Genomic DNA, 19,018 nt, shown 5'->3' with positions numbered 1-19,018 from the left:
ATAAAGCCTGATCCGGTTTATATTTGTAATTAGAAAAAAGCAATTCATTTGATATGAAATCTACAATTCAATCTTCTCTGGCTGCAGCAGCCTTTATTTTAGTGTCCATTTGGGGATGTGGTAATGGAAAGAAAAATGCCGACAATAATGTATTGAAGGTGGGTGTGGAATCTGGCCCGGAGTATGTAGTTGCTTTGACAGCACAGCAGGTAGCCAAAGAACAATTTGGACTGGATGTGGAACTTGTACAGTTTAACGATTACGTGATGCCTAATGAGGCTTTACATCAAGGAGATATTGATGTCAATGTCTTTCAGAACAGACCATATCTGGATGTTCAGGCAAAACAAAGAGGTTATAAGTTCGCGATCCAGGGGAATACTTTTGTTTTTCCGCTGGCTGGATACTCCCATAAAATTAAGAGTGTTAAAGAATTGAAAGACGGAAGTACTATCGTTATTCCGAATGACCCGACCAACCTGGGCCGGGCTTTATTGTTATTGCAGGCCAGTGGATTACTAAAGCTAAATCCAGCTTCTGGTTTGCTACCTAATGCAACTGATATAGTTTCCAATCCAAAAAATCTTAAAATTCTTGAACTGGAGGCTCCTCAATTGCCCAGGGCATTAGATGATAAACAAGTAACTATCGCAATTATCAATAATACTTTTGCCACACCGGCGGGTCTGGTAGCTAATAGAGATGGTCTGTTTATGGAAGGAAAAGAATCACCATACGTAAATATTATTGTCTCCAGGGAAGATAACAAGACTGATGAAAAGATTGGAAAGTTTGTGAAAGCTTACCAATCCAAAGAAGTTGAAAAAGTAGCTGAACAAGAATTCAAAGGGGGAGCTGTTAAAGGTTGGTAAATGGTTATTAATAAGCCTTCAGGGCTAATTTGTTCGGCGTTTTTGCTGATCAATATATTTTCGGCCTGCCGCAACAGTAAATCTGATGCACAGGCCGCTTTTTATTACTGGAAAACAGATTTTAATCTAACCGGGAAGCAACAGTCGTTACTGAAAGAAGTGGCTGCCAACAGGTTATATGTTCGTTTTTTTGACGTCGTATGGGATACCCGGTTGAACCAGTCTGTCCCGCGAGCAGTTTTAAAGGCTTCTGATATTTCTAAAGATTTGAAAATTATTCCTGTAGTTTATCTGACTAATCAGGTATTTGAGAGCACAAAAAAAGGCCCGGAATTAGATTCACTGGCGTCGCGGGTTAACCGTGAGATTTTGCATCTTGCAGAGAAGGCTGGTGTTAACTACGAGGAAGTTCAGATAGATTGTGACTGGACTGTGAGTACAAGGCCTGCCTATTTTTCTTTTTTATCGTTATTCAGAAAATATACAGGTAAAAAGCTTTCGGCGACAATAAGATTGCATCAGGTTAAATACCCGGAAAGGACCGGTATTCCTCCAGTGGATAAAGGGATACTGATGTTCTATAATATGGGTAAAATTTCTGCAGATCCTAAGCTTGCAAATTCTATATATAATATAAAAGACGCGTCACGGTACCTCCAGCGTATACGCTATTATCATTTACCGCTGGATGTGGCACTGCCTTTGTTCTCCTGGACTCTGCAGATCAGAGAGGGAAAGGTGATTCAGCTTTATGCGAAGATTACCCGCAAGGAACTGTCTGATGCTGATCGTTTTACTAAAACTAAATATCAGGATGTTTACCGGGCGAGAAAAAGTTTTTTCACCGGGGGTGTCTATATTAAGGAAAATGATCTGCTTAAACTGGAAGAAATTAATAAAAACACATTGAAAGAGGCTGCCCTTCAACTAACATCCGAACTGGCGGTTCTCAAAAAAAGAAATATCATTTATTATGAACTATCGTCCGAAAATGCCGCTGATTTTGATGCCAAAGATCTCCAGGAAATTTCTTCTTATTTTTAGTTTCTGCAGCGTTGCCATTGCAGGAATAGTATATGCTTGTGGCGATGGTGGCTGGGATGATCAGGACAATTCAAGTTTTGCACCGCAGGCTTTTGTTTCCGAAGACTATTCGCCATTTTTTTATACGAGCTGGACAACTTTATATATAAACGGCAGTAGCAGTAACAGCCGCTATAATGAAAGTATTGTTACGGAATGGCAGCAATGGTTCAAGAATAAAATTGATTCTACTACACTGGATGCGTTATTGTTACGCTCTTCTGAGTCAAGAGTGGATTCAGCTGCACTTTATGTGAAGGGAAAAATTAAAGTATTACCTGATGGATTGCCTGAGCTAAAGCAGTTTAAATCGGAGAAAAAAAAGGCAGCTCTCTTCTTTAATTATTTACAGATTGCTAAGGCGGCAGAAAGTTATGCAGTGGGTCCCGGGGAATATTCCTGGTATGCACCGGAAAAACAAGACAGACAGATTAGTGCTGAACTGGAACAACGTCTTTTAATAGCTATGAAAAAGGAGAAAGACCCTTTTATCAGAGAACGTCTGTGGTTTCAGACGGTTCGTTACTATTATTTCCTTTGTCGTCTGGACTGGGAGCGTTATAATAATGAAAAATATGACCTTCCGGCATATTTTGCTTCTACAGAGTCCGAATTTCCGAAGAATATATTGTATTACCGATCCCTTGGATATCTTGCCGGCTATTATTACCTGCGTAATGACTATAGTCAGGCGAATTATCTCTATAGTAAAGGATATGATTATGCCCTGAACTTTAAAATTCCAAGTCAATGGAGTTTTCATCCACAGGAAGAAAAAGATTGGGAGGCCACATTGGCCCTTGCTAAAAATAAGGATGAGAAGATCACACTCTGGCATTTATTAGGTACTACCAAAGATGAGCTCCGCGCAATTAACGAAATCTACAAGTTAAATGCCGCTTCTGAGAAGCTTGATCTTTTACTCAGCAGGTTAATTAACAAACGCGAGCTTAATGGTTCTGGATTACGTGATCAATCGGAGGGTGGCCAGGCGATACGTGCCGAAGCAGTAAGAGAAATTGAAGTTGTGAATAGTATCGCACGCAGCGGCCAGGTACACCAGCCTATTTTATGGAAAATGGGTGCAGGTTATTTAAACGCACTAGCTGGTCATTATATCGATGCACGCAAATTTTATGATGAAGCCGAAAAAATGCTTCCGGCGGATAATAAGTTATTACAGGCGCAATACCGGTTGTTAGACTGGACTTTGTATTTAAACACGCTTCAGAAGATTGATGCTAAAGCTGAAGCGAAAATGGTAGTTCCTTTAAACTGGCTTGCAGAACTTAGTCAGGAGAAAGGAGTGATTTCAGATCTGCGTTACAGTCGTGCACTGGGAGAAAGCATGACTATACTGGCGAATCTATATACCAAACAGGGAGAATTGGTTAAAGCTAATTGTTTTAGGCCGACGTCTCAGTTCTACCAGTCAAATACTCACATTAACGAGCTTAAAGCATTGCTCGGTAAAACTAATCAATCTGCATTCGAGAAAGCAATGCTTCGATTTTATCCTGTGAAGCTGGAGCAGCTTAACTATTTGCAGGCTTCACAGCTAGTTTACAGGGATCAGCCAGAAAAAGCGCTGGAACTTATGCAACAGGCTGGGGCAGGCGCTGGTTTTACTTTCCTGGGAAACCCTTTTAATATGAGACTTGTAGACTGTCATGATTGTGACCATGCGCAGGTGCTAAAGACACCTTTTACGAATCTGTCTTTTGTGGAGACACTGGTTAAAATTAAAGCACAACTTGCTCAGGGTAAAGATGTATCTAGAAATGCTTCTCTTTTAGCTAATGCTTACTACAATATTTCTTACTATGGGAATGGAAGAAGTTTTTACCAGTCTGATATCACAGGAAGTTTAGGAAATCTACCTTCGGATATTTCTGCACCTTTCCGGGATATTTTTACCAGCAATAAACTTGCTGAAAAATATTATCTGCTTGCCAGAAAAACAACTGAATCGAAGAATCTTCAGGCTAAATATACTTTTCTGGCCAGTAAATGTGAACGCAATGCGTCTTATAACGCAGTTTATTTCGCGCCTGAAAATAAAGGCACTTATTATGGTTATAATGATTTGTTGAAAATACCGGCTGGCCAGTATTATGCGCAGCTGAAAAAGGATTTCGCTAGTTCTGCATTTTACAATGATATCATTAATGAGTGTGGATATTTCAGGACTTATTTGTCTACAAACAATAACTAATCTTTGCATGAAAAAAATATGGATTGCCGCTTTTCTCCCGATTTTACTTTTTGCCTGTAAAGGGAATAACCATAATGGCAGGTTAGCTGAGGATGCTGTATCTCAGGAATTTTTAGCTACCGATTCGGTTTCGGGAAGCAAAATCAGTAAAACCTCAGAAATGCGTTTTCGGGTAAAGAATGTCCAGAATACAAAGGAGAAACTCAGTGAAGTGATTCAGTATGAAGGTGGATTTCTGGTTGAAGCATCAACCCAGAGCAATATTGTTGAAAATGAAAAGGTTGCTTACAGCATTGATTCTTTATTGGAATTGAATTCTTACCGTACTGACGGATTAGTGATTGCCAGAATACCCGCAGACCGTCTGGATGACTTTACTTCAAAGGTTGTGAAAATGGCTGTCTTTGTCGATTTCCAATCAATAAGAATGGAAGACCTCAGCGGAACATTTAAGGAGAATTCACGTAAAACTGCAGCTCAGAAAAAAGCGACTGCTGGGATGAATAAATTACCGCAGAATCAGGCACAGGTTATTGACAAAAAACTGCAAATTGAAGAACGTACCATAGCGCAGCAGGAGGCCAATCGTCAAATTAACGCAAAAGTTGCCTACAGCACGATTACCTTGAATTTCTATCAGGATAACAAGGTTCAGCGGCTGGTTACTGGAAATGATAAGCTTTCGGCCTATAAACCATCTTTTTTTCAAAGGGTAGGTCTTAACATTGTTGAAGGTTGGAGAATCTTTAAAGAAGTGATTTTGTTTATTACGCAGTTATGGCTGGTCATTCTCGCGCTAATCCTTCTTTATCTCGCTTACCGTCAATACAAGGCGAGGCGCGTCAAATGATTTATTTACCTTCGTCAAAAAGATTAATATGTTAGATATCATCTATCAGGACGAATACCTGATAGCTATAAATAAACCGCATGGCTTATTGGTTCACCGTACCGCGATGGCCAGCGACGCTAAAGAGTTCGCATTACAGCTGCTCCGGGATCAGGTGGGCCGCAAAGTAAGTCCGGTGCACCGGCTTGACAGAAAAACGGGCGGACTGCTCCTGTTTGCCTTCGATAAAGAAAACGAGATTGCTATGCAAAAGCAGTTTATGGAAGGACAGGTGAAAAAGAAATACCTGGCCGTGTTGCGTGGTTATGCGCCTGATAGTATGGATATTGACTATCCGCTCATGAAAGATAACGGCGTTATTCAAGGTGCATTCACCTCATTTGTAACTTTAAAAAGAGCAGAGCTGGATATTCCGTTTGGGAAACATCTGACTTCCAGGTATTCCCTGGTGGAAGCTAGCCCGACAACAGGCAGAATGCACCAGCTTCGGAAACACTTTGCACATATATTTTATCCGATTATCGGAGACCGGAAACACGGTTGTAATAAACAGAATAAGTTTTTTAAAGAGCAATGGGAGATGACGACAATGTTGCTGCATGCCTCTGAACTGAATTTCGTTCATCCGGTAAGTGGTATGCCGATAGCACTTAAAGCCGCTGTACAGCCTGAATTCGGCGCTGTCCTGGAAATGATGAAATTCGTATAGGGTTAGGCTGCAACAATTCCTTGCCGAAATTGTTAGTATATAAATTTATTACAGATGAAAGCAGTTCATTCCTATGCGGCCCAGGCAGCAGATCAGCCTTTGGCTCCTTATTCTTTAGATCGCCGGGAGCCGGGGTCCAATGATGTTGAAATTAAGATATTGTATTGTGGTGTATGTCATTCGGATATTCACACAGCAAGAAATGAATGGGGTGGTACAATGTACCCTGTAGTTCCCGGACATGAGATTGTGGGTAAGGTTAGCCGCGTGGGCGACCAGGTTACGCAGTTTAAAGTCGGCGACACAGTTGGAGTTGGCTGTTTTGTAGACTCTTGCGGACATTGTCAGAATTGTGATGAAGATAATGAGCAGTATTGTGAAAATGGAAACTCGCAAACTTATAATTCCCTTTTACAAGACAAAAAAACGATCACTTATGGTGGCTATTCAAGTCATATTGTCGTGACTGAAAAGTTTGTACTTCGCGTATCCGATAAACTTCCCCTGGAAAAAGTTGCCCCCCTTTTATGTGCCGGCATTACAACTTATTCCCCGCTAAAACACTGGAACGTAAAAAAAGGAGATAAACTGGCAGTTGTTGGACTGGGAGGCCTCGGACATATGGCTGTTAAGATCGCAGCCTCAATGGGTGCTGAGGTTACAGTTTTAAGCAGGTCAAAAGGTAAGGAGAAAGACGCCCAGCAACTTGGCGCGCATCATTTTGAATTAACTACCGATCCGGAAAATATGAAAAAACTGGCGAACAGTTTCAACTTTATTATTGATACGGTTTCCGCAGAACATGACTATAATGAATACCTGTCCTTACTGAAAACTAACGGTGTAATGGTATTACTTGGCGTACCACCGACTCCTGCTGATGTACATGCGTTTAATTTAATTGGTGGCAGAAGAAGTTTAGTCGGATCACTGGTCGGTGGAATCAGGGAAACTCAGGAAATGCTGGATTACTGTGCTGAACATCAAATTACTTCAGATGTGGAAATGATATCGATAGATCAGATCAATGAAGCTTATGAAAGGACACTTAAGGGTGATGTGCATTATCGATTTGTAATTGATATGGCCTCCCTGAATTAGTCCTGATTCAGGATCTTATCAGCATATAAAAAGGCAGCTCACCAATTGTGAGCTGCCTTTTTATATGCTGTTTGATTTTCTATTACGCCGATTGAAGATTATTTTACTTTTTCAAAAAGGAGTTCTGGTTCGTTGGTTGTGATATAGTCTGCACCTGTTTTAAGCATCTCATCCATAACTGCGGCATCATTCACTGTCCATACATTAATAGCGAGCTTATGTGCTTTCGCAGATTTAACCCAGTCCGGGTTCTTCTGCAAAACCGAATAGTGATAATCCAGCCCGAAGAAATGATCTGCAGCAAGTTCATCTGGGGATTTATCGCCTTTCAAGTAAGATACTTTTGCATATGGTGCGAGTTTAATAACTTCTTTACAGGCTGCATAGTCGAAACTGATATATTCGACCCAAGCCTCAGCTTTAAGTTTTCTAATGATTTTCAAAGCTTCGTGTGTGAGCTGAATTGAACGTTCAGGACTAACCACAGACGGTTTGATCTCCAGAATTAATTTGGTAGTTTGCTGATTCATACCCGCTTTAAGGAAATTCTCCAGCTGAGGTAGTGGTTCGCCATCTTTCAAACGGACAGTATTCAGTTTTGCCGCGTCACTTTTCTCCATTGATACACCTTGTATTTCGGGATCATGATTAACGAAAATTACGCCATCAGCGGATAAATGCACGTCAAATTCAGATCCGTAGCATCCTAGTTTTACGGCTTCTTTTAATGCAGCAATTGAGTTCTCCGGCGTTCCCATTTTTTTCCATGCACCACGGTGGGCTATTACTTTATTGCGGTTAAACTCATCTGCCAGCAGGGTGTAGTTTTCGGTATACTGCTGACCACCTTTACCGGCTGTGATGGAAATTTCAAGATTCTTAGGGCTTTTTTTTAGTGTAGCGGCTTTTACAACAAGCTCTCCGGACTTATTTATCTCGACGGAGCTTGCATCGCGGCCGCTGATTTTAAATTGTTTTAAAGGCTTGCCTTTGGCTGTCATCACCTGACCGATGTTGGCCTGCTTGTCGGAATAGGTGTACCCGGTTAAATAAATCATAGGCTGTTGTGCAAATGTAAAGGACACGGCTGCTAATTGGAATGCTAATACGGATAGGATCTTTTTCATAGAACTAAATTAAACAATTTGATTAAATTCAGGGCCTCTGAAGTACTAAAGAGACACTAATGCGCAAAACTAAAAGTTCAGTATAAGCTGTAAAGTAATTCTATATTAACAAATGGTTTATAAAACAGAATTATGAAAGTTTAAAGTCAAATCCTGTAATTTATTCGCTGAACTGGCACCTATCTTTGTGGAAACAAATGAATATGACAACAGCAAATTCTTTAGAAACCCTTTCTTTACCAGTATTGGGGATGACTTGTGCGGGTTGTGCAGTTAGCGTTCAGTCTATGCTTGCTGAGCAGCCTGGGATATCGAGTGCAGAGGTCAACTATGCTACTCAGGAAGTAACAGTTGCCTATAATTCCGAAATTATACAGCCTGAACAGTTTAAAAAAGTATTACAATCTGTCGGTTATGATCTTATTCTTGATCAGGTTTCAGGTAAGGAAAAGCAACAGGATATTCAGCGTGAACAATTTCAAGCCTTAAAAAAACGCACTATTTATGCGGCCGCTTTGACCTTTCCGGTAGTTGTACTGGGTATGTTTTTGATGGATATGCCCAATGCAAATTATATAATGCTTGTTTTTACTGCCCCGGTTTTATTCGTCTTTGGCAGAAGCTTCTTTATTAATGCCTATAAACAAGCCAGGCACGGTAAAGCAAACATGGATAGTCTTGTAGCACTGAGTACCGGTATCGCATTTCTTTTCAGTTTGTTTAATACTTTCTATCCTGAATTCTGGCACAGCAGAGGGATGCACCCGCATGTTTATTATGAGGCAGCTGCGGTGGTGATTGTTTTTATCATGCTAGGTAAATTGCTGGAGGAAAACGCGAAATCTAACACTTCATCTGCCATAAAAAAATTGATTGGTCTGCAACCGCAGACGGTTGTTTTGGTTGATGGTAATGGTCAGGAGCAGGAAATTCAAGTCTCTGCAGTTAAACAGGGTGATATACTGCGTGTTAAGCCGGGTGACAAGATTCCCGTAGATGGAAAAGTTTCTTCTGGAAACTCTTACGTTGATGAGAGTATGATTAGCGGTGAACCAGTAGCTGTGTTTAAAGAAGAAGGTAAGCAGGTTTTTGCAGGTACAATTAATCAAAAAGGAAGTTTTCAGTTTGTCGCTGAAAAGGTTGGTGCAGAAACGTTGCTTGCACAGATTATTAAAATGGTGCAACAGGCTCAGGGATCTAAAGCCCCGGTTCAAAAGTTAGTCGATAAAATTGCCGGCATTTTTGTCCCGGTCGTCTTATTAATCGCGATATGTACGCTGGGAGCCTGGTTGCTCTTTGGAGGAGAGTATAAACTTAGCCAGGGCTTACTCGCCATGGTGACAGTGCTGGTTATTGCATGTCCGTGTGCATTAGGACTGGCAACACCCACCGCTATTATGGTTGGGATAGGAAGAGGTGCTGAAAATGGTATTCTAATTAAAGATGCCGAAGCTTTAGAATCAGGTCACAAAATTGACACTCTTATTCTGGATAAAACCGGTACAATTACATTGGGTAAACCTTTAGTTACGGATGTTAAAATATCTGATAACCAGATGGTGAATTCTGATACTTTGCTTGGTATTCTTCTGGCGGCGGAGCAGCAATCAGAACACCCGCTTGCAACTGCAATTGTTAATGATCTGCGTAATAAAAAAGTTGTTGCGGCTCGGGTGTCTGACTTCAAAAGTATTACTGGAAAAGGTGTAGAGGTTATTGCAGATGGTCTGAAATATACTGTAGGAAGTCATAAGATCTTAAAACCGGAGATGCACATTCCTGAAAAACTGCAAACTGCGGTAATCAATTATCAGTCCGAAGCGGCAACGGTAATATATCTGCATAATGGCAAGGAATTATTACTCGTGCTCGCTGTAGCGGATCAATTGAAGGAGGGGGCCGCCGATGCGATCACTTTATTAAGGAAACAGGGAATCGAAATTCATATGCTCACCGGTGATAATGCATTTACAGCTGGAGCGGTCGCAAAGATGGCTGGTATTACTCATTTCCAGGCGGATTTGATGCCTTCCGATAAGGCAGATTTCGTAAGGAAACTTCAAAAGGAAGGCCGCATTGTCGGAATGGCCGGTGATGGAATTAATGATAGTGAAGCGCTTGCGCAGGCTGATCTTTCCATAGCAATGGCTCAGGGTTCGGCTATTGCTATCGATGTGGCTAAGTTGACTATAATCTCCTCTGATCTGCGCCAGATTCCTAAAGCACTGAAGTTATCGGGTGCAACAGTAAGAACAATCAAACAGAATCTGTTTTGGGCATTTATTTACAATTTGATTGGCATACCTTTGGCTGCCGGTATTTTATATCCTTTTAATGGCTTTTTGCTTAACCCGATGATCGCAGGAGCTGCAATGGCATTGAGTTCGGTTTCTGTTGTTGTCAACAGTCTCCGTTTAAAATTAATTAAACTTTAAATTCAAGAAAAATGGACACATTACAATTTAAAACAAATATTAAATGCGGCGGATGTATCGCAACTGTTAAGCCTCACCTGGATCAGCTTGCTGGTGTGAAAAACTGGGAGGTGGATACACTTGCCGCTGACAAAATACTGACCGTGGAAGCTTCAGGGGAAGTTAAAGATTCCGACATTATAAATACCTTGAGTACTGCAGGTTTCAACGCGGAAAGAATCTGATATGCAGCTCCATATTAAAAATATGGTTTGTGACCGTTGTATCCTGATTGTGGGACAACAACTTAAACAGCTTGGTTTCGAAATTGAACAGATTTCATTAGGCCTTGTAAATGTTGAACCTGAACCAAATCAGCAACAGCGTATTCAGATAGCCTCTGCTATGCAGGTGCTAGGTTTTGAACTGATAGACAAAGAGAAGGACAAGCTGACCGAACAGATTAAAAATCAGGTAATTTCAATCATTCATCAAAGTCCTTTAAATGAGTTGAAACAAAGCCCTGCCCAGTTGGTAGCAGAACGCCTTAACAAGGATTATGCTTATTTGAGCAGGTTGTTTTCCGAAATTGAAGGGACCACGATCGAAAAATACATCATTCAGCAGAAAGTCGAGAAAGTTAAAGAGCTGCTCGAATATGGTGAATATAATCTTAGTGAGATAGCGTTTCAAATGGGTTATAGCAGCAGTGCACATCTATCAACCCAGTTTAAAAGTGTAACAGGTCTTAGCCCGAGCAAATACAAGGCATTACCGCCAGGTAAACGTAAACCTCTCGATCAGGTTATTTAATAAAAACCGGCATATACTGCCGGTTTTTATGTTTTTAATCCGTTCACATCCTTTCGTGTAAAGTAATTGAACTCATTTTATAAATTTTTCTGACATTTTTCCAAATTGATTGTTGTAACAAGGGGCAGGGAATAAACCCAGTTAGCCTTCAAATCAATAGTCCATGAATAAATTTGATGCGATTGTAATCGGGGCGGGTCAGGCTGGTGTTCCGCTCGCCAAGAAATTGGCTGCTGCGGGCTGGAAAACAGCGTTAATAGAAAAAAGAGCAATAGGCGGCACTTGTATAAACGATGGATGCACGCCGACTAAAACCATGATTGCTTCAGCTAGAATGGCGTATATGGCTGGAAGAAGTGATGAGCTCGGTATCCATATTCCCGAATATAGAGTTGATTTTAAAGCGATCATGGACCGTAAATCCACCATCGTAAAGCAGTTTCGTGAAGGTGCAACCAAAGGTCTTGAAGAAACTAAGAATCTTACCGTTATTTATGGTACTGCCAGATTTGTCGACCCCCATACACTTTATGTGGATAAAAATGACGGTTCTTTCGAAAACTATACAGCGAAAAAGATTTTTATCAATACAGGTTGTACGCCTTTTATTCCAGATATTGATGGTTTGAAGGAGATCCCATATCTGACTTCTACTACTTTACTTGAAATTAAAGAAGTTCCTGAACATTTGCTGATTATCGGTGCTGGCTATATCGGTCTGGAGTTTGCGCAGTTGTTTCGCAGATTAGGCTCCCAGGTGACTATAGTCGAAAAGTCTAATAGGCTGATGCCAAAGGAAGATGATGATATTTGTACGGTTATGAGTGACATTTTTGATCAGGATGGTATTCGCGTATGGACGGAAACGCAGGTAGAGTCTTTAAGTCTTAAATTAGGAAAAGTGCATGTAAAACTCGACGGTGGAGGTAAAGGGCCTGCGAGTTTAAACTGCAGCCATGTCCTTGTGGCCTCTGGTAGAACGCCTCAAACCGCCGCTCTCGGACTGGAAAATACAGGGGTCGTATGTGACGAAAAAGGATTTATTAAAGTCAATAAGCGTTTGCAAACAGCCGAGCAACATATTTATGCACTAGGTGATGTGAAGGGCGGCCCGGCTTTTACGCATATTTCTTATAATGACCATCTGGTGATCACGGAAAATCTATTGAATGGTCGTCACAAAGATATCAGTAAACGTATGATCCCTTATTGTATGTTTACAGACCCACAGTTAGGCAGGGTCGGAATGAATGAAAGTCAGGCAAAAGAAGCCGGAATAGACTATCTTGTAGCAAGCATCCCCATGAAAAATGTAGCCCGGGCAATCGAGAGTGCAGAAACTCGGGGTTTAATGAAAGCGATTATTGATAAAAAAAGCCGCCGTATTCTCGGGGCAGCAATAATTGGTGAGCAGGGCGGCGAGATTATGACGGTGCTGCAAATGGCAATGATGGGAAAGATTACCGCCGATGAGATCAGGAGCGGAATTTTTGCACATCCTTTATATAGTGAATCTTTAAATAATTTATTTATGTCTGTATAACAAATGATTAAGGTAGAAAACCTAGTTAAATACTTTAATAATGAGGCTGCAGTTAATCAGGTCAGTTTTGAAATCGCCGAAGCAGAAAACCTAGTCCTGCTCGGTACAAGCGGTTGTGGCAAGACAACAACTCTTCGAATGATTAACCGTTTACTGGAACCCGATAGCGGCCGTGTATGGATACAGGGTACTGATACTAGTTTACAGGACCCTTCGAAATTGCGCAGGGGCATTGGATATGTGTTACAACACCACGGTCTCTTTCCTCACTTTACTGTTGCAGAAAATATTGCAGTTGTGCCAAAGCTTCTGAACTGGAAAGAGGACGCCATCAGGAAACGTACATTTGAACTGCTGGAAAAATTACGGCTGCCAGCGCAGATTGCGGGACTTTATCCGCAAAATTTGAGCGGCGGCCAGCAGCAAAGGGTCGGACTTGCCCGCTCATTAATGGTGAATCCGCCTGTGCTGCTTATGGACGAGCCTTTTGGAGCACTTGATGCTTTGACACGCAGAGACATTCGCGTGGAATTCCGGCAACTGGAAGAGTTGAAAAACAAAACGATCCTGATGGTTACGCATGATGTTCAGGAGGCTTTTGAACTGGGTGACAGGATCTGCCTTATGGATAAAGGTGAAATTCAGCAGATTGGGACGGCAATGGACTTGTTGTTTAATCCGGCAAATGCTTTTGTCCGCAGTTTTTTTAGTGACCAGCGAACGCAGCTTGAATTCAAGACGGTAATGCTTACTGATTTATTCACCAGCAGGGGTGTTCCGTCTAAAGTTTCAGTTTGGGATGTATTGGAAAACCGAACAGATGCCGGTGCGGAAATACCGGAACTGCCCGATATTTTAACTGCTTTTGAGAATTTTAAACGGCGATAAGATGGGTCAGGTTTTAGATTTTTTTAATTTCATACAGCAGCAGTCCGGTAAATTACTCAGTCAGACATTAGCTCATATAGGTCTGACGATGATATCGCTGGTCCTAGCCATTTTAATTGCTGTACCAGTGGGTATATGGATTAGCAGAAAGCCGAAATTTGCTGGCGGTGTTTTAGGGGTCGCTGGTGTTCTGCAGACAATTCCGAGTATTGCCTTACTTGGAATTCTTATCCCTATACTGGGAATCGGTCCAAGGCCGGCCATTTTCGCATTGTTTCTTTATGCGTTACTTCCGATAGTCAGAAATACATATACCGGCCTTGTGGGTGTTAGTCCAATTGTTATCGATGCAGCAAAAGGAATGGGGATGAATAATTTACAGATTTTATTTAAAGTGGAACTTCCTCTGTCATTTGAAGTGATTATGGCTGGTGTGAGAACGGCCACTGTGATTAATGTTGGTGTGGCCACGCTCGCAGCTTACATTGCAGCAGGCGGTCTGGGCGAATTTATCTTTGGAGGGATAGCCCTTAATAATACAAATATGATTCTCGCTGGCGCAATACCAGCGGCTCTTCTTGCTATTTTACTGGATTTTATGCTGTCAAGGGTGCAACGCTTCCGCTTAAAAAAGGTGGTGCTCTGGAAAGCTGCACTGCCAGTAATCATACTTATGCTGTCCTCTTTTTATCTCCTGCCCACTAAGCTTGGAGGAAGATTACTGGCTGGTTTTACGCCAGAGTTCATGGGAAGGGAGGACGGTTACATTGGCCTCAAATCTTTATATCACTTGGATATGGAGACCGTCGTGATTAGCGATGCGGTTATGTATAAGGCTGCAAGAGACAAGCATTTGGATGTGATTAGCGGTTATAGTACAGATGGCAGATTAAAAGCTTATAGTTTGATTACACTCGAAGATGATTTAAATCTCTTTCCTGCCTATCAGGCTGCTCCATTAATTAGAGAGGATGTGCTCTTGAAGTTTCCGGGATTGGAAGCTGTACTCAATGAGTTATCGGGGAAAATCAGCGAAGCGGCAATGACCGAAATGAATTATAAAGTTGACCAACTCAAACAAAGCCCTGAGAAAGTTGCTTTAGACTTTATGGTTTCCAATAATTTGTATAAAAAGCCGAGGCCATTAAAAGCAGGCCGGGTTCCGGCACTTACCGTGAGGATTGGGAGTAAAATCTTCGGAGAACAGTATATTCTTGCACAGATATACCGTATTTTAATTCTGGGAAATACGGATTTTCTGGTGGAAACTAAAACGGGGCTGGGCGGTACTAAGATTTGTTTCGATGCTTTGCAAAACAAACAGATTGATTTTTATCCTGAATATACTGGAACAGGTTTATTGGTCGTTTTGCAGCCAGATAAGCAGACGCGTGAGCGCCTACGTACAGATATTCCAGCTACGCGAAACTATCTCGACCAGGAGTTTCATAGGAAATATGCTTTAAAATGGCTTAAACCTATAGGATTTAATAACACTTATGCGCTAATGATGCGGAAGGAACAAGCCGCTGAATTAGGTATTAAAACAATAACAGACTTAACTAACCAAACCAAAAATTAAGCAAATGTCTCCAAATGAAAAATTTATGGCCGTCCGTTCTACAACGGAACGGATATGCTCAGCATTGGAAAAGGAAGACTATGTAGTACAGCCAGTGGTGGATGTAAGTCCTCCTAAATGGCATCTGGGCCATACTACCTGGTTTTTTGAAACTTTCGTCCTTTCCGTGCACGCTAAAGACTATCAACATTTCCATTCAGGTTATGATTATGTTTTTAATAGTTACTATGAAAATGCTGGTGCCCGTGTAATCAGGACAGATCGTGGTAACCTGAGCAGACCAACTGTGGATGATATTTTTTTGTATCGCCGGTATGTAGATCAGGCCATGTTAAAATTGCTGGAAAATGCAGGTTCTGATGTGTTGGATTTGGTTCAACTCGGGCTTAATCATGAGCAGCAGCATCAGGAATTACTATGGTATGATATTAAATACATTCTCGGGCACAATCCATTATTTCCCGCATATGGCGAAAACCATATTGAGAAAAACTTGAAAGGTGAAAATCCTGGCTGGGTTCGTAGTGAAGCCGGTGTTTACGAAATAGGTAATACCGGTGAAGGATTCTATTTTGATAATGAACTGGGGCGGCATAAAGTGTATGTACGGGAGTTTGAGATCTCGACTGCACTGGTAACTAACAAGGAATATGTAGAATTTATAGCTTCAGGCGGATATCGGGATTTCAATCTCTGGCACGCGGAAGGTTGGGACTGGGTAAAGCTACAAGGTATAAAGGCACCGCTTTACTGGTATGAGGTCGACGGGGAGTGGCAGCGATATGGATATTCTGGTTTGGAAAAATTAGACCTGGATCAGCCGGTGAGCCATATCAGCTATTTTGAAGCGTATGCATTCGCTGCCTGGAAAGGGATGCGTCTTCCAACTGAGTTTGAATGGGAGGTCGTATCTTCCCGGGTTAACTGGGGTATGCTTTGGGAATGGACGTCAAGTGCCTATTTGCCTTACCCTGGTTTTTCTAAAGCTCCTGGTGCTCTAGGAGAATATAACGGTAAATTCATGGTCAATCAGCAGGTACTGCGGGGCGCATCAATTGCTACTGCTGACGGGCATAGCAGGAACACATACAGGAATTTTTTTCACGCTGATCTGCGCTGGATGTTCAGCGGGATCAGACTGGTTAGATAATTTATGAATCAATTTTTAAAAGAAGTTTTAAGCGATCTTAGTCAGACACCTAAATGTCTGAATTCTAAATACTTTTATGATGAAACCGGCGATCGTATTTTTCAGCAAATCATGGATTGTCCTGAATATTACCCGACAAATTGTGAAATGGAAATCTTTCGGGAGAATAGTACCGAACTTGCTACTGCACTGAAAAATGGATTTTCGGACTTTGACCTGATTGAACTGGGAGCAGGGGACGCAACGAAATCGAGTTATTTATTGAAGGAGTTGATTGAGATGAAAGCAGATTTCACGTACATGCCGATTGATATTTCCTCCAGTATGATCGAATATCTCGATGAACATCTTCCACAGGACATTCCCGGATTAAGGGTTCATGGTTTAAATGGCGAATATTTTGAGATGCTCAAAAAGGCAAATCAGATTTCATCAAAAAGAAAGGTCGTATTAATGCTTGGCGGAAATATTGGAAATGAAAGTCCGGAAAATGCAGTGGCTTTTTGTCGGCAGATTAGGGAAACACTGAATTCTGGCGATCTGGTTCTTGTTGGTTTCGACTTAAAGAAACATCCAAGAACAATACTTGCTGCTTATAATGATGCTGCAGGTTTTACACGTGAGTTTAACCTGAATCTTTTGCATCGTATTAATAAAGAATTAGGCGGCAATTTTAATGTATCAGATTTTGAGCATTATCCATGTTATGATCCTGGATCGGGAGCCTGCAAAAGCTATCTAATTAGTCGTACTAACCAGAAAGTATATATTGGCGATCGGCATTTTGAATTTCAGGAACATGAGGTCATTTACATGGAAATTTCTCAAAAATACAGTATAGCGCAAACGGAGGAGATGGCAGTAGAAACAGGGTTTAAGCCTATTCAGCATTTCTTTGATCATAAAAAATGGTTTCTGGACACAGTCTGGCAATGTATATAATGTAGAAAGGAAAAGGAGGGGAAACCCTCCTTTTTTATGCAGTAAGATTTCTTGTTAAATAAAAAAAGCCCCGCAAATCTTGCGGGGCTTTTTTTATAGGATGAATCTCAGCTTAGTATAAAGTGAATTCTACCCTTCTGTTTTTCTGACGTCCGTCAGCAGTTTTGTTAGATGCAATTGGTTGGTTTGGACCATAACCTGTTGCTTCAATACGTGATGCGTTAGCACCTTGAGAAACTAAGTAAGCTTTTACTGATTCTGCTCTTTCTTTAGATAAACGTAAGTTTAAAGCCATTGAACCTGTGTTGTCAGTATGACCAGCTAATTTCAAGCTAAAGTTTTTCTCAACTAATAAAGCTGCTACTCTGTTTAGCGTGGTATACGAACTAGAACGGATTGTTGCTTTACTTAAGTCAAACTCCAGGTTTTTAATTGCTTCATCAACTACTTTACGATCTGCTTCAGTAATGATTACTTTTTCTGTCACAACTGGTCTTGGTTGTTTTAAAGGACAACCTGCACCGTCAACAACTGTGTTTGGAGGAGTTCCAGGACATTTGTCAAATTTGTTAGCAACACCATCATTATCGTCATCAGCTAAATCTCTTGCATATTGCTCCTGATCTCTTAATCTGTTCTGCTCAGCAGTTGACAATGCTCTTCTTAACTCAGCGCTTTCTGCTGCACTTTCTTCGCGAATAGCTGCAATTGCACTATAGTTCTGTAATTGAGATGTGCCTTTTTTACCTAAAGCGATCTCAACACCTGCATGGGCATAAGAGAACCTGTCATTTGCTCCACCACGCACACCGTCAAAATTGTCGGTTTTCATAAAGTTAACTGTATAACCTAAGTCAATGTTTACACCTTTAGATACACCGAATTTAAAACCTGCACCTACAGGGATAAACCAGTTTTCTTTGTATCCTGTGCTTGCACCGTTAGGAGCATCTGTATTTGCACTTGATGACATGTAACCAGCACCAGCTGTTAAATATGGAGATAATACATTACGTTTTTGATTCAGGCTCATGTTCGCAATCGTGAAATTCGCGCTTAAAGCTGCCGACCAGTCGATACGTGTTTCAAATCCGCTGTTTCTTTCTGCAGCCGTTGCACCAGCACCCAATCCATTTGGTCTGAATCCTTTTACTTTACCAGCAAGGAAATCTGCCTGGACACCAAATCCTGGAAGGATTTGCTTCTTAATATAACCTCCGTAACCCCAGCTCTCTTGCGGAGTTGCGAAATTGCCGTTTGATCTGCTGTTGAACGGAGTGTAGTGCGTTAACATACCACCATTTAATCCGATTGACCAAGTGCGGAAATCTTTTTTGTTAAAGCGAGCAGTGGAGTCAGACGTTCCGTCCTGAGCAAACACTGATGTTGATAATCCAATTAAGGATAAAAACAGTGCGGATTTTGTAATTCTTGAATTCATTTTTTCTATAATTAGATATTAAATTTTCAGTAGTTAACTGATCGATTAACACTTAGTAATAACCTTGCCAAAGCTTAATTAATTTCATTTTACTATTGAATTTATTGTAAATGAGGTTGTTACGTTAACCTTGATTCTATGTTAAATTTCAGATCATTTATAATTACTACTCAAATAAGTGTATAGTTTTCGATACAAAACGGCTATTTTGAGCTTGCATTGGTGCTATGAGACTATAATTAGATCACATGAGAATAAATAATAAGGATCTGGATATATCTTTATAAT

At 41.0% G+C, this 19,018-nt stretch carries 16 protein-coding genes; 14 read left to right on the top strand and 2 right to left on the bottom strand.

Going from position 1 to position 19,018, the window contains the following annotated elements; genetic code table 11:
- Positions 1-53: 53 nt before the first annotated feature.
- From metQ to BM192_RS01775, 6 genes are read left to right on the top strand one after another with little or no spacing between them, the layout of a single operon-like run.
- The gene (metQ, locus tag BM192_RS01800) at positions 54-872 is read left to right on the top strand and encodes a methionine ABC transporter substrate-binding lipoprotein MetQ (RefSeq protein ID WP_037444569.1); all 819 of its coding nucleotides are present in this window, start codon (positions 54-56) and stop codon (positions 870-872) included.
- The gene (locus tag BM192_RS01795; protein WP_051760255.1) at positions 873-1,916 is read left to right on the top strand and encodes a hypothetical protein; all 1,044 of its coding nucleotides are present in this window, start codon (positions 873-875) and stop codon (positions 1,914-1,916) included.
- Complete coding sequence (locus BM192_RS01790) at positions 1,846-4,170, top strand: hypothetical protein (protein WP_070808231.1); 2,325 nt, start codon at positions 1,846-1,848, stop codon at positions 4,168-4,170. Before BM192_RS01795 ends, BM192_RS01790 begins: the two co-directional genes overlap by 71 nt.
- Before the next feature lie 7 nt (positions 4,171-4,177).
- A complete protein-coding gene (locus BM192_RS01785; protein ID WP_051760254.1) occupies positions 4,178-5,020 on the top strand; it encodes a DUF4349 domain-containing protein in 843 nt (280 codons plus the stop codon).
- 28 nt (positions 5,021-5,048) lie between these two features.
- Positions 5,049-5,729 carry a pseudouridine synthase gene (locus BM192_RS01780; RefSeq protein ID WP_037444567.1) on the top strand — a complete coding sequence of 227 codons (681 nt, stop codon included), beginning with the start codon at positions 5,049-5,051 and terminating at the stop codon, positions 5,727-5,729.
- A gap of 54 nt (positions 5,730-5,783) precedes the next feature.
- Entirely contained in the window at positions 5,784-6,830 is a 1,047-nt protein-coding gene (locus BM192_RS01775; RefSeq protein WP_037444566.1) for an NAD(P)-dependent alcohol dehydrogenase, read from the top strand.
- A gap of 98 nt (positions 6,831-6,928) precedes the next feature.
- Here the strand turns inward: BM192_RS01775 and BM192_RS01770 are convergent, their stop codons facing one another.
- Positions 6,929-7,957, bottom strand: coding sequence for a glycerophosphodiester phosphodiesterase (locus BM192_RS01770; RefSeq protein WP_037443565.1), 1,029 nt, complete (start codon positions 7,955-7,957; stop codon positions 6,929-6,931).
- A 203-nt stretch (positions 7,958-8,160) separates the two neighbouring features.
- Between BM192_RS01770 and BM192_RS01765 the strand changes: the two genes are divergently transcribed.
- The 8 genes from BM192_RS01765 (at position 8,161) to BM192_RS01730 (ending at position 17,289) form a co-directional block, all read left to right on the top strand.
- Positions 8,161-10,392, top strand: a complete 2,232-nt coding sequence (locus BM192_RS01765; protein WP_074963909.1) for a heavy metal translocating P-type ATPase — start codon at positions 8,161-8,163, stop codon at positions 10,390-10,392.
- An 11-nt stretch (positions 10,393-10,403) separates the two neighbouring features.
- Positions 10,404-10,616 (top strand): heavy-metal-associated domain-containing protein, encoded by a 213-nt coding sequence (locus BM192_RS01760; protein ID WP_037443566.1) that lies wholly within the window; start codon positions 10,404-10,406, stop codon positions 10,614-10,616.
- A gap of 1 nt (position 10,617) precedes the next feature.
- Positions 10,618-11,184, top strand: a complete 567-nt coding sequence (locus BM192_RS01755) for a helix-turn-helix domain-containing protein (protein ID WP_037443567.1) — start codon at positions 10,618-10,620, stop codon at positions 11,182-11,184.
- Positions 11,185-11,347: 163 nt separating this feature from the next.
- Positions 11,348-12,727: a mercuric reductase gene (locus tag BM192_RS01750; RefSeq protein WP_037443569.1), complete on the top strand. Its 1,380-nt coding sequence runs from the start codon at positions 11,348-11,350 to the stop codon at positions 12,725-12,727.
- 3 nt (positions 12,728-12,730) lie between these two features.
- Entirely contained in the window at positions 12,731-13,615 is an 885-nt protein-coding gene (locus BM192_RS01745; protein ID WP_051760169.1) for an ABC transporter ATP-binding protein, read from the top strand.
- Between the two features lies 1 nt (position 13,616).
- A complete protein-coding gene (locus BM192_RS01740; protein ID WP_037443571.1) occupies positions 13,617-15,197 on the top strand; it encodes an ABC transporter permease/substrate-binding protein in 1,581 nt (526 codons plus the stop codon).
- A 4-nt stretch (positions 15,198-15,201) separates the two neighbouring features.
- Positions 15,202-16,347 carry an ergothioneine biosynthesis protein EgtB gene (gene egtB / locus BM192_RS01735; protein ID WP_037443573.1) on the top strand — a complete coding sequence of 382 codons (1,146 nt, stop codon included), beginning with the start codon at positions 15,202-15,204 and terminating at the stop codon, positions 16,345-16,347.
- 3 nt (positions 16,348-16,350) lie between these two features.
- Positions 16,351-17,289 (top strand): L-histidine N(alpha)-methyltransferase, encoded by a 939-nt coding sequence (locus tag BM192_RS01730; RefSeq protein ID WP_037443575.1) that lies wholly within the window; start codon positions 16,351-16,353, stop codon positions 17,287-17,289.
- A gap of 112 nt (positions 17,290-17,401) precedes the next feature.
- Here the strand turns inward: BM192_RS01730 and BM192_RS01725 are convergent, their stop codons facing one another.
- The gene (locus tag BM192_RS01725; protein WP_037438210.1) at positions 17,402-18,730 is read right to left on the bottom strand and encodes an OmpA family protein; all 1,329 of its coding nucleotides are present in this window, start codon (positions 18,728-18,730) and stop codon (positions 17,402-17,404) included.
- Positions 18,731-19,018 lie beyond the last annotated feature (288 nt).

Source organism: Pedobacter antarcticus (assembly GCF_900112985.1).
In the GTDB taxonomy this organism is placed as follows: domain Bacteria; phylum Bacteroidota; class Bacteroidia; order Sphingobacteriales; family Sphingobacteriaceae; genus Pedobacter; species Pedobacter antarcticus.
Note: the sequence above shows the minus strand (reverse complement) of the source record. Positions and strands in the feature narration are given on the sequence as shown.

Excerpts from the sequence above, each read along its gene's own strand:
- metQ (WP_037444569.1), top strand. The coding sequence starts at position 54 with ATGAAATCTACAATTCAATCTTCTCTGGCTGCAGCAGCCTTTATTTTA.
- BM192_RS01795 (WP_051760255.1), top strand. The coding sequence starts at position 873 with ATGGTTATTAATAAGCCTTCAGGGCTAATTTGTTCGGCGTTTTTGCTG.
- BM192_RS01790 (WP_070808231.1), top strand. The coding sequence starts at position 1,846 with ATGAACTATCGTCCGAAAATGCCGCTGATTTTGATGCCAAAGATCTCC.
- BM192_RS01785 (WP_051760254.1), top strand. The coding sequence starts at position 4,178 with ATGAAAAAAATATGGATTGCCGCTTTTCTCCCGATTTTACTTTTTGCC.
- BM192_RS01780 (WP_037444567.1), top strand. The coding sequence starts at position 5,049 with ATGTTAGATATCATCTATCAGGACGAATACCTGATAGCTATAAATAAA.
- BM192_RS01775 (WP_037444566.1), top strand. The coding sequence starts at position 5,784 with ATGAAAGCAGTTCATTCCTATGCGGCCCAGGCAGCAGATCAGCCTTTG.
- BM192_RS01770 (WP_037443565.1), bottom strand. The coding sequence starts at position 7,957 with ATGAAAAAGATCCTATCCGTATTAGCATTCCAATTAGCAGCCGTGTCC.
- BM192_RS01765 (WP_074963909.1), top strand. The coding sequence starts at position 8,161 with ATGACAACAGCAAATTCTTTAGAAACCCTTTCTTTACCAGTATTGGGG.
- BM192_RS01760 (WP_037443566.1), top strand. The coding sequence starts at position 10,404 with ATGGACACATTACAATTTAAAACAAATATTAAATGCGGCGGATGTATC.
- BM192_RS01755 (WP_037443567.1), top strand. The coding sequence starts at position 10,618 with ATGCAGCTCCATATTAAAAATATGGTTTGTGACCGTTGTATCCTGATT.
- BM192_RS01750 (WP_037443569.1), top strand. The coding sequence starts at position 11,348 with ATGAATAAATTTGATGCGATTGTAATCGGGGCGGGTCAGGCTGGTGTT.
- BM192_RS01745 (WP_051760169.1), top strand. The coding sequence starts at position 12,731 with ATGATTAAGGTAGAAAACCTAGTTAAATACTTTAATAATGAGGCTGCA.
- BM192_RS01740 (WP_037443571.1), top strand. The coding sequence starts at position 13,617 with ATGGGTCAGGTTTTAGATTTTTTTAATTTCATACAGCAGCAGTCCGGT.
- egtB (WP_037443573.1), top strand. The coding sequence starts at position 15,202 with ATGTCTCCAAATGAAAAATTTATGGCCGTCCGTTCTACAACGGAACGG.
- BM192_RS01730 (WP_037443575.1), top strand. The coding sequence starts at position 16,351 with ATGAATCAATTTTTAAAAGAAGTTTTAAGCGATCTTAGTCAGACACCT.
- BM192_RS01725 (WP_037438210.1), bottom strand. The coding sequence starts at position 18,730 with ATGAATTCAAGAATTACAAAATCCGCACTGTTTTTATCCTTAATTGGA.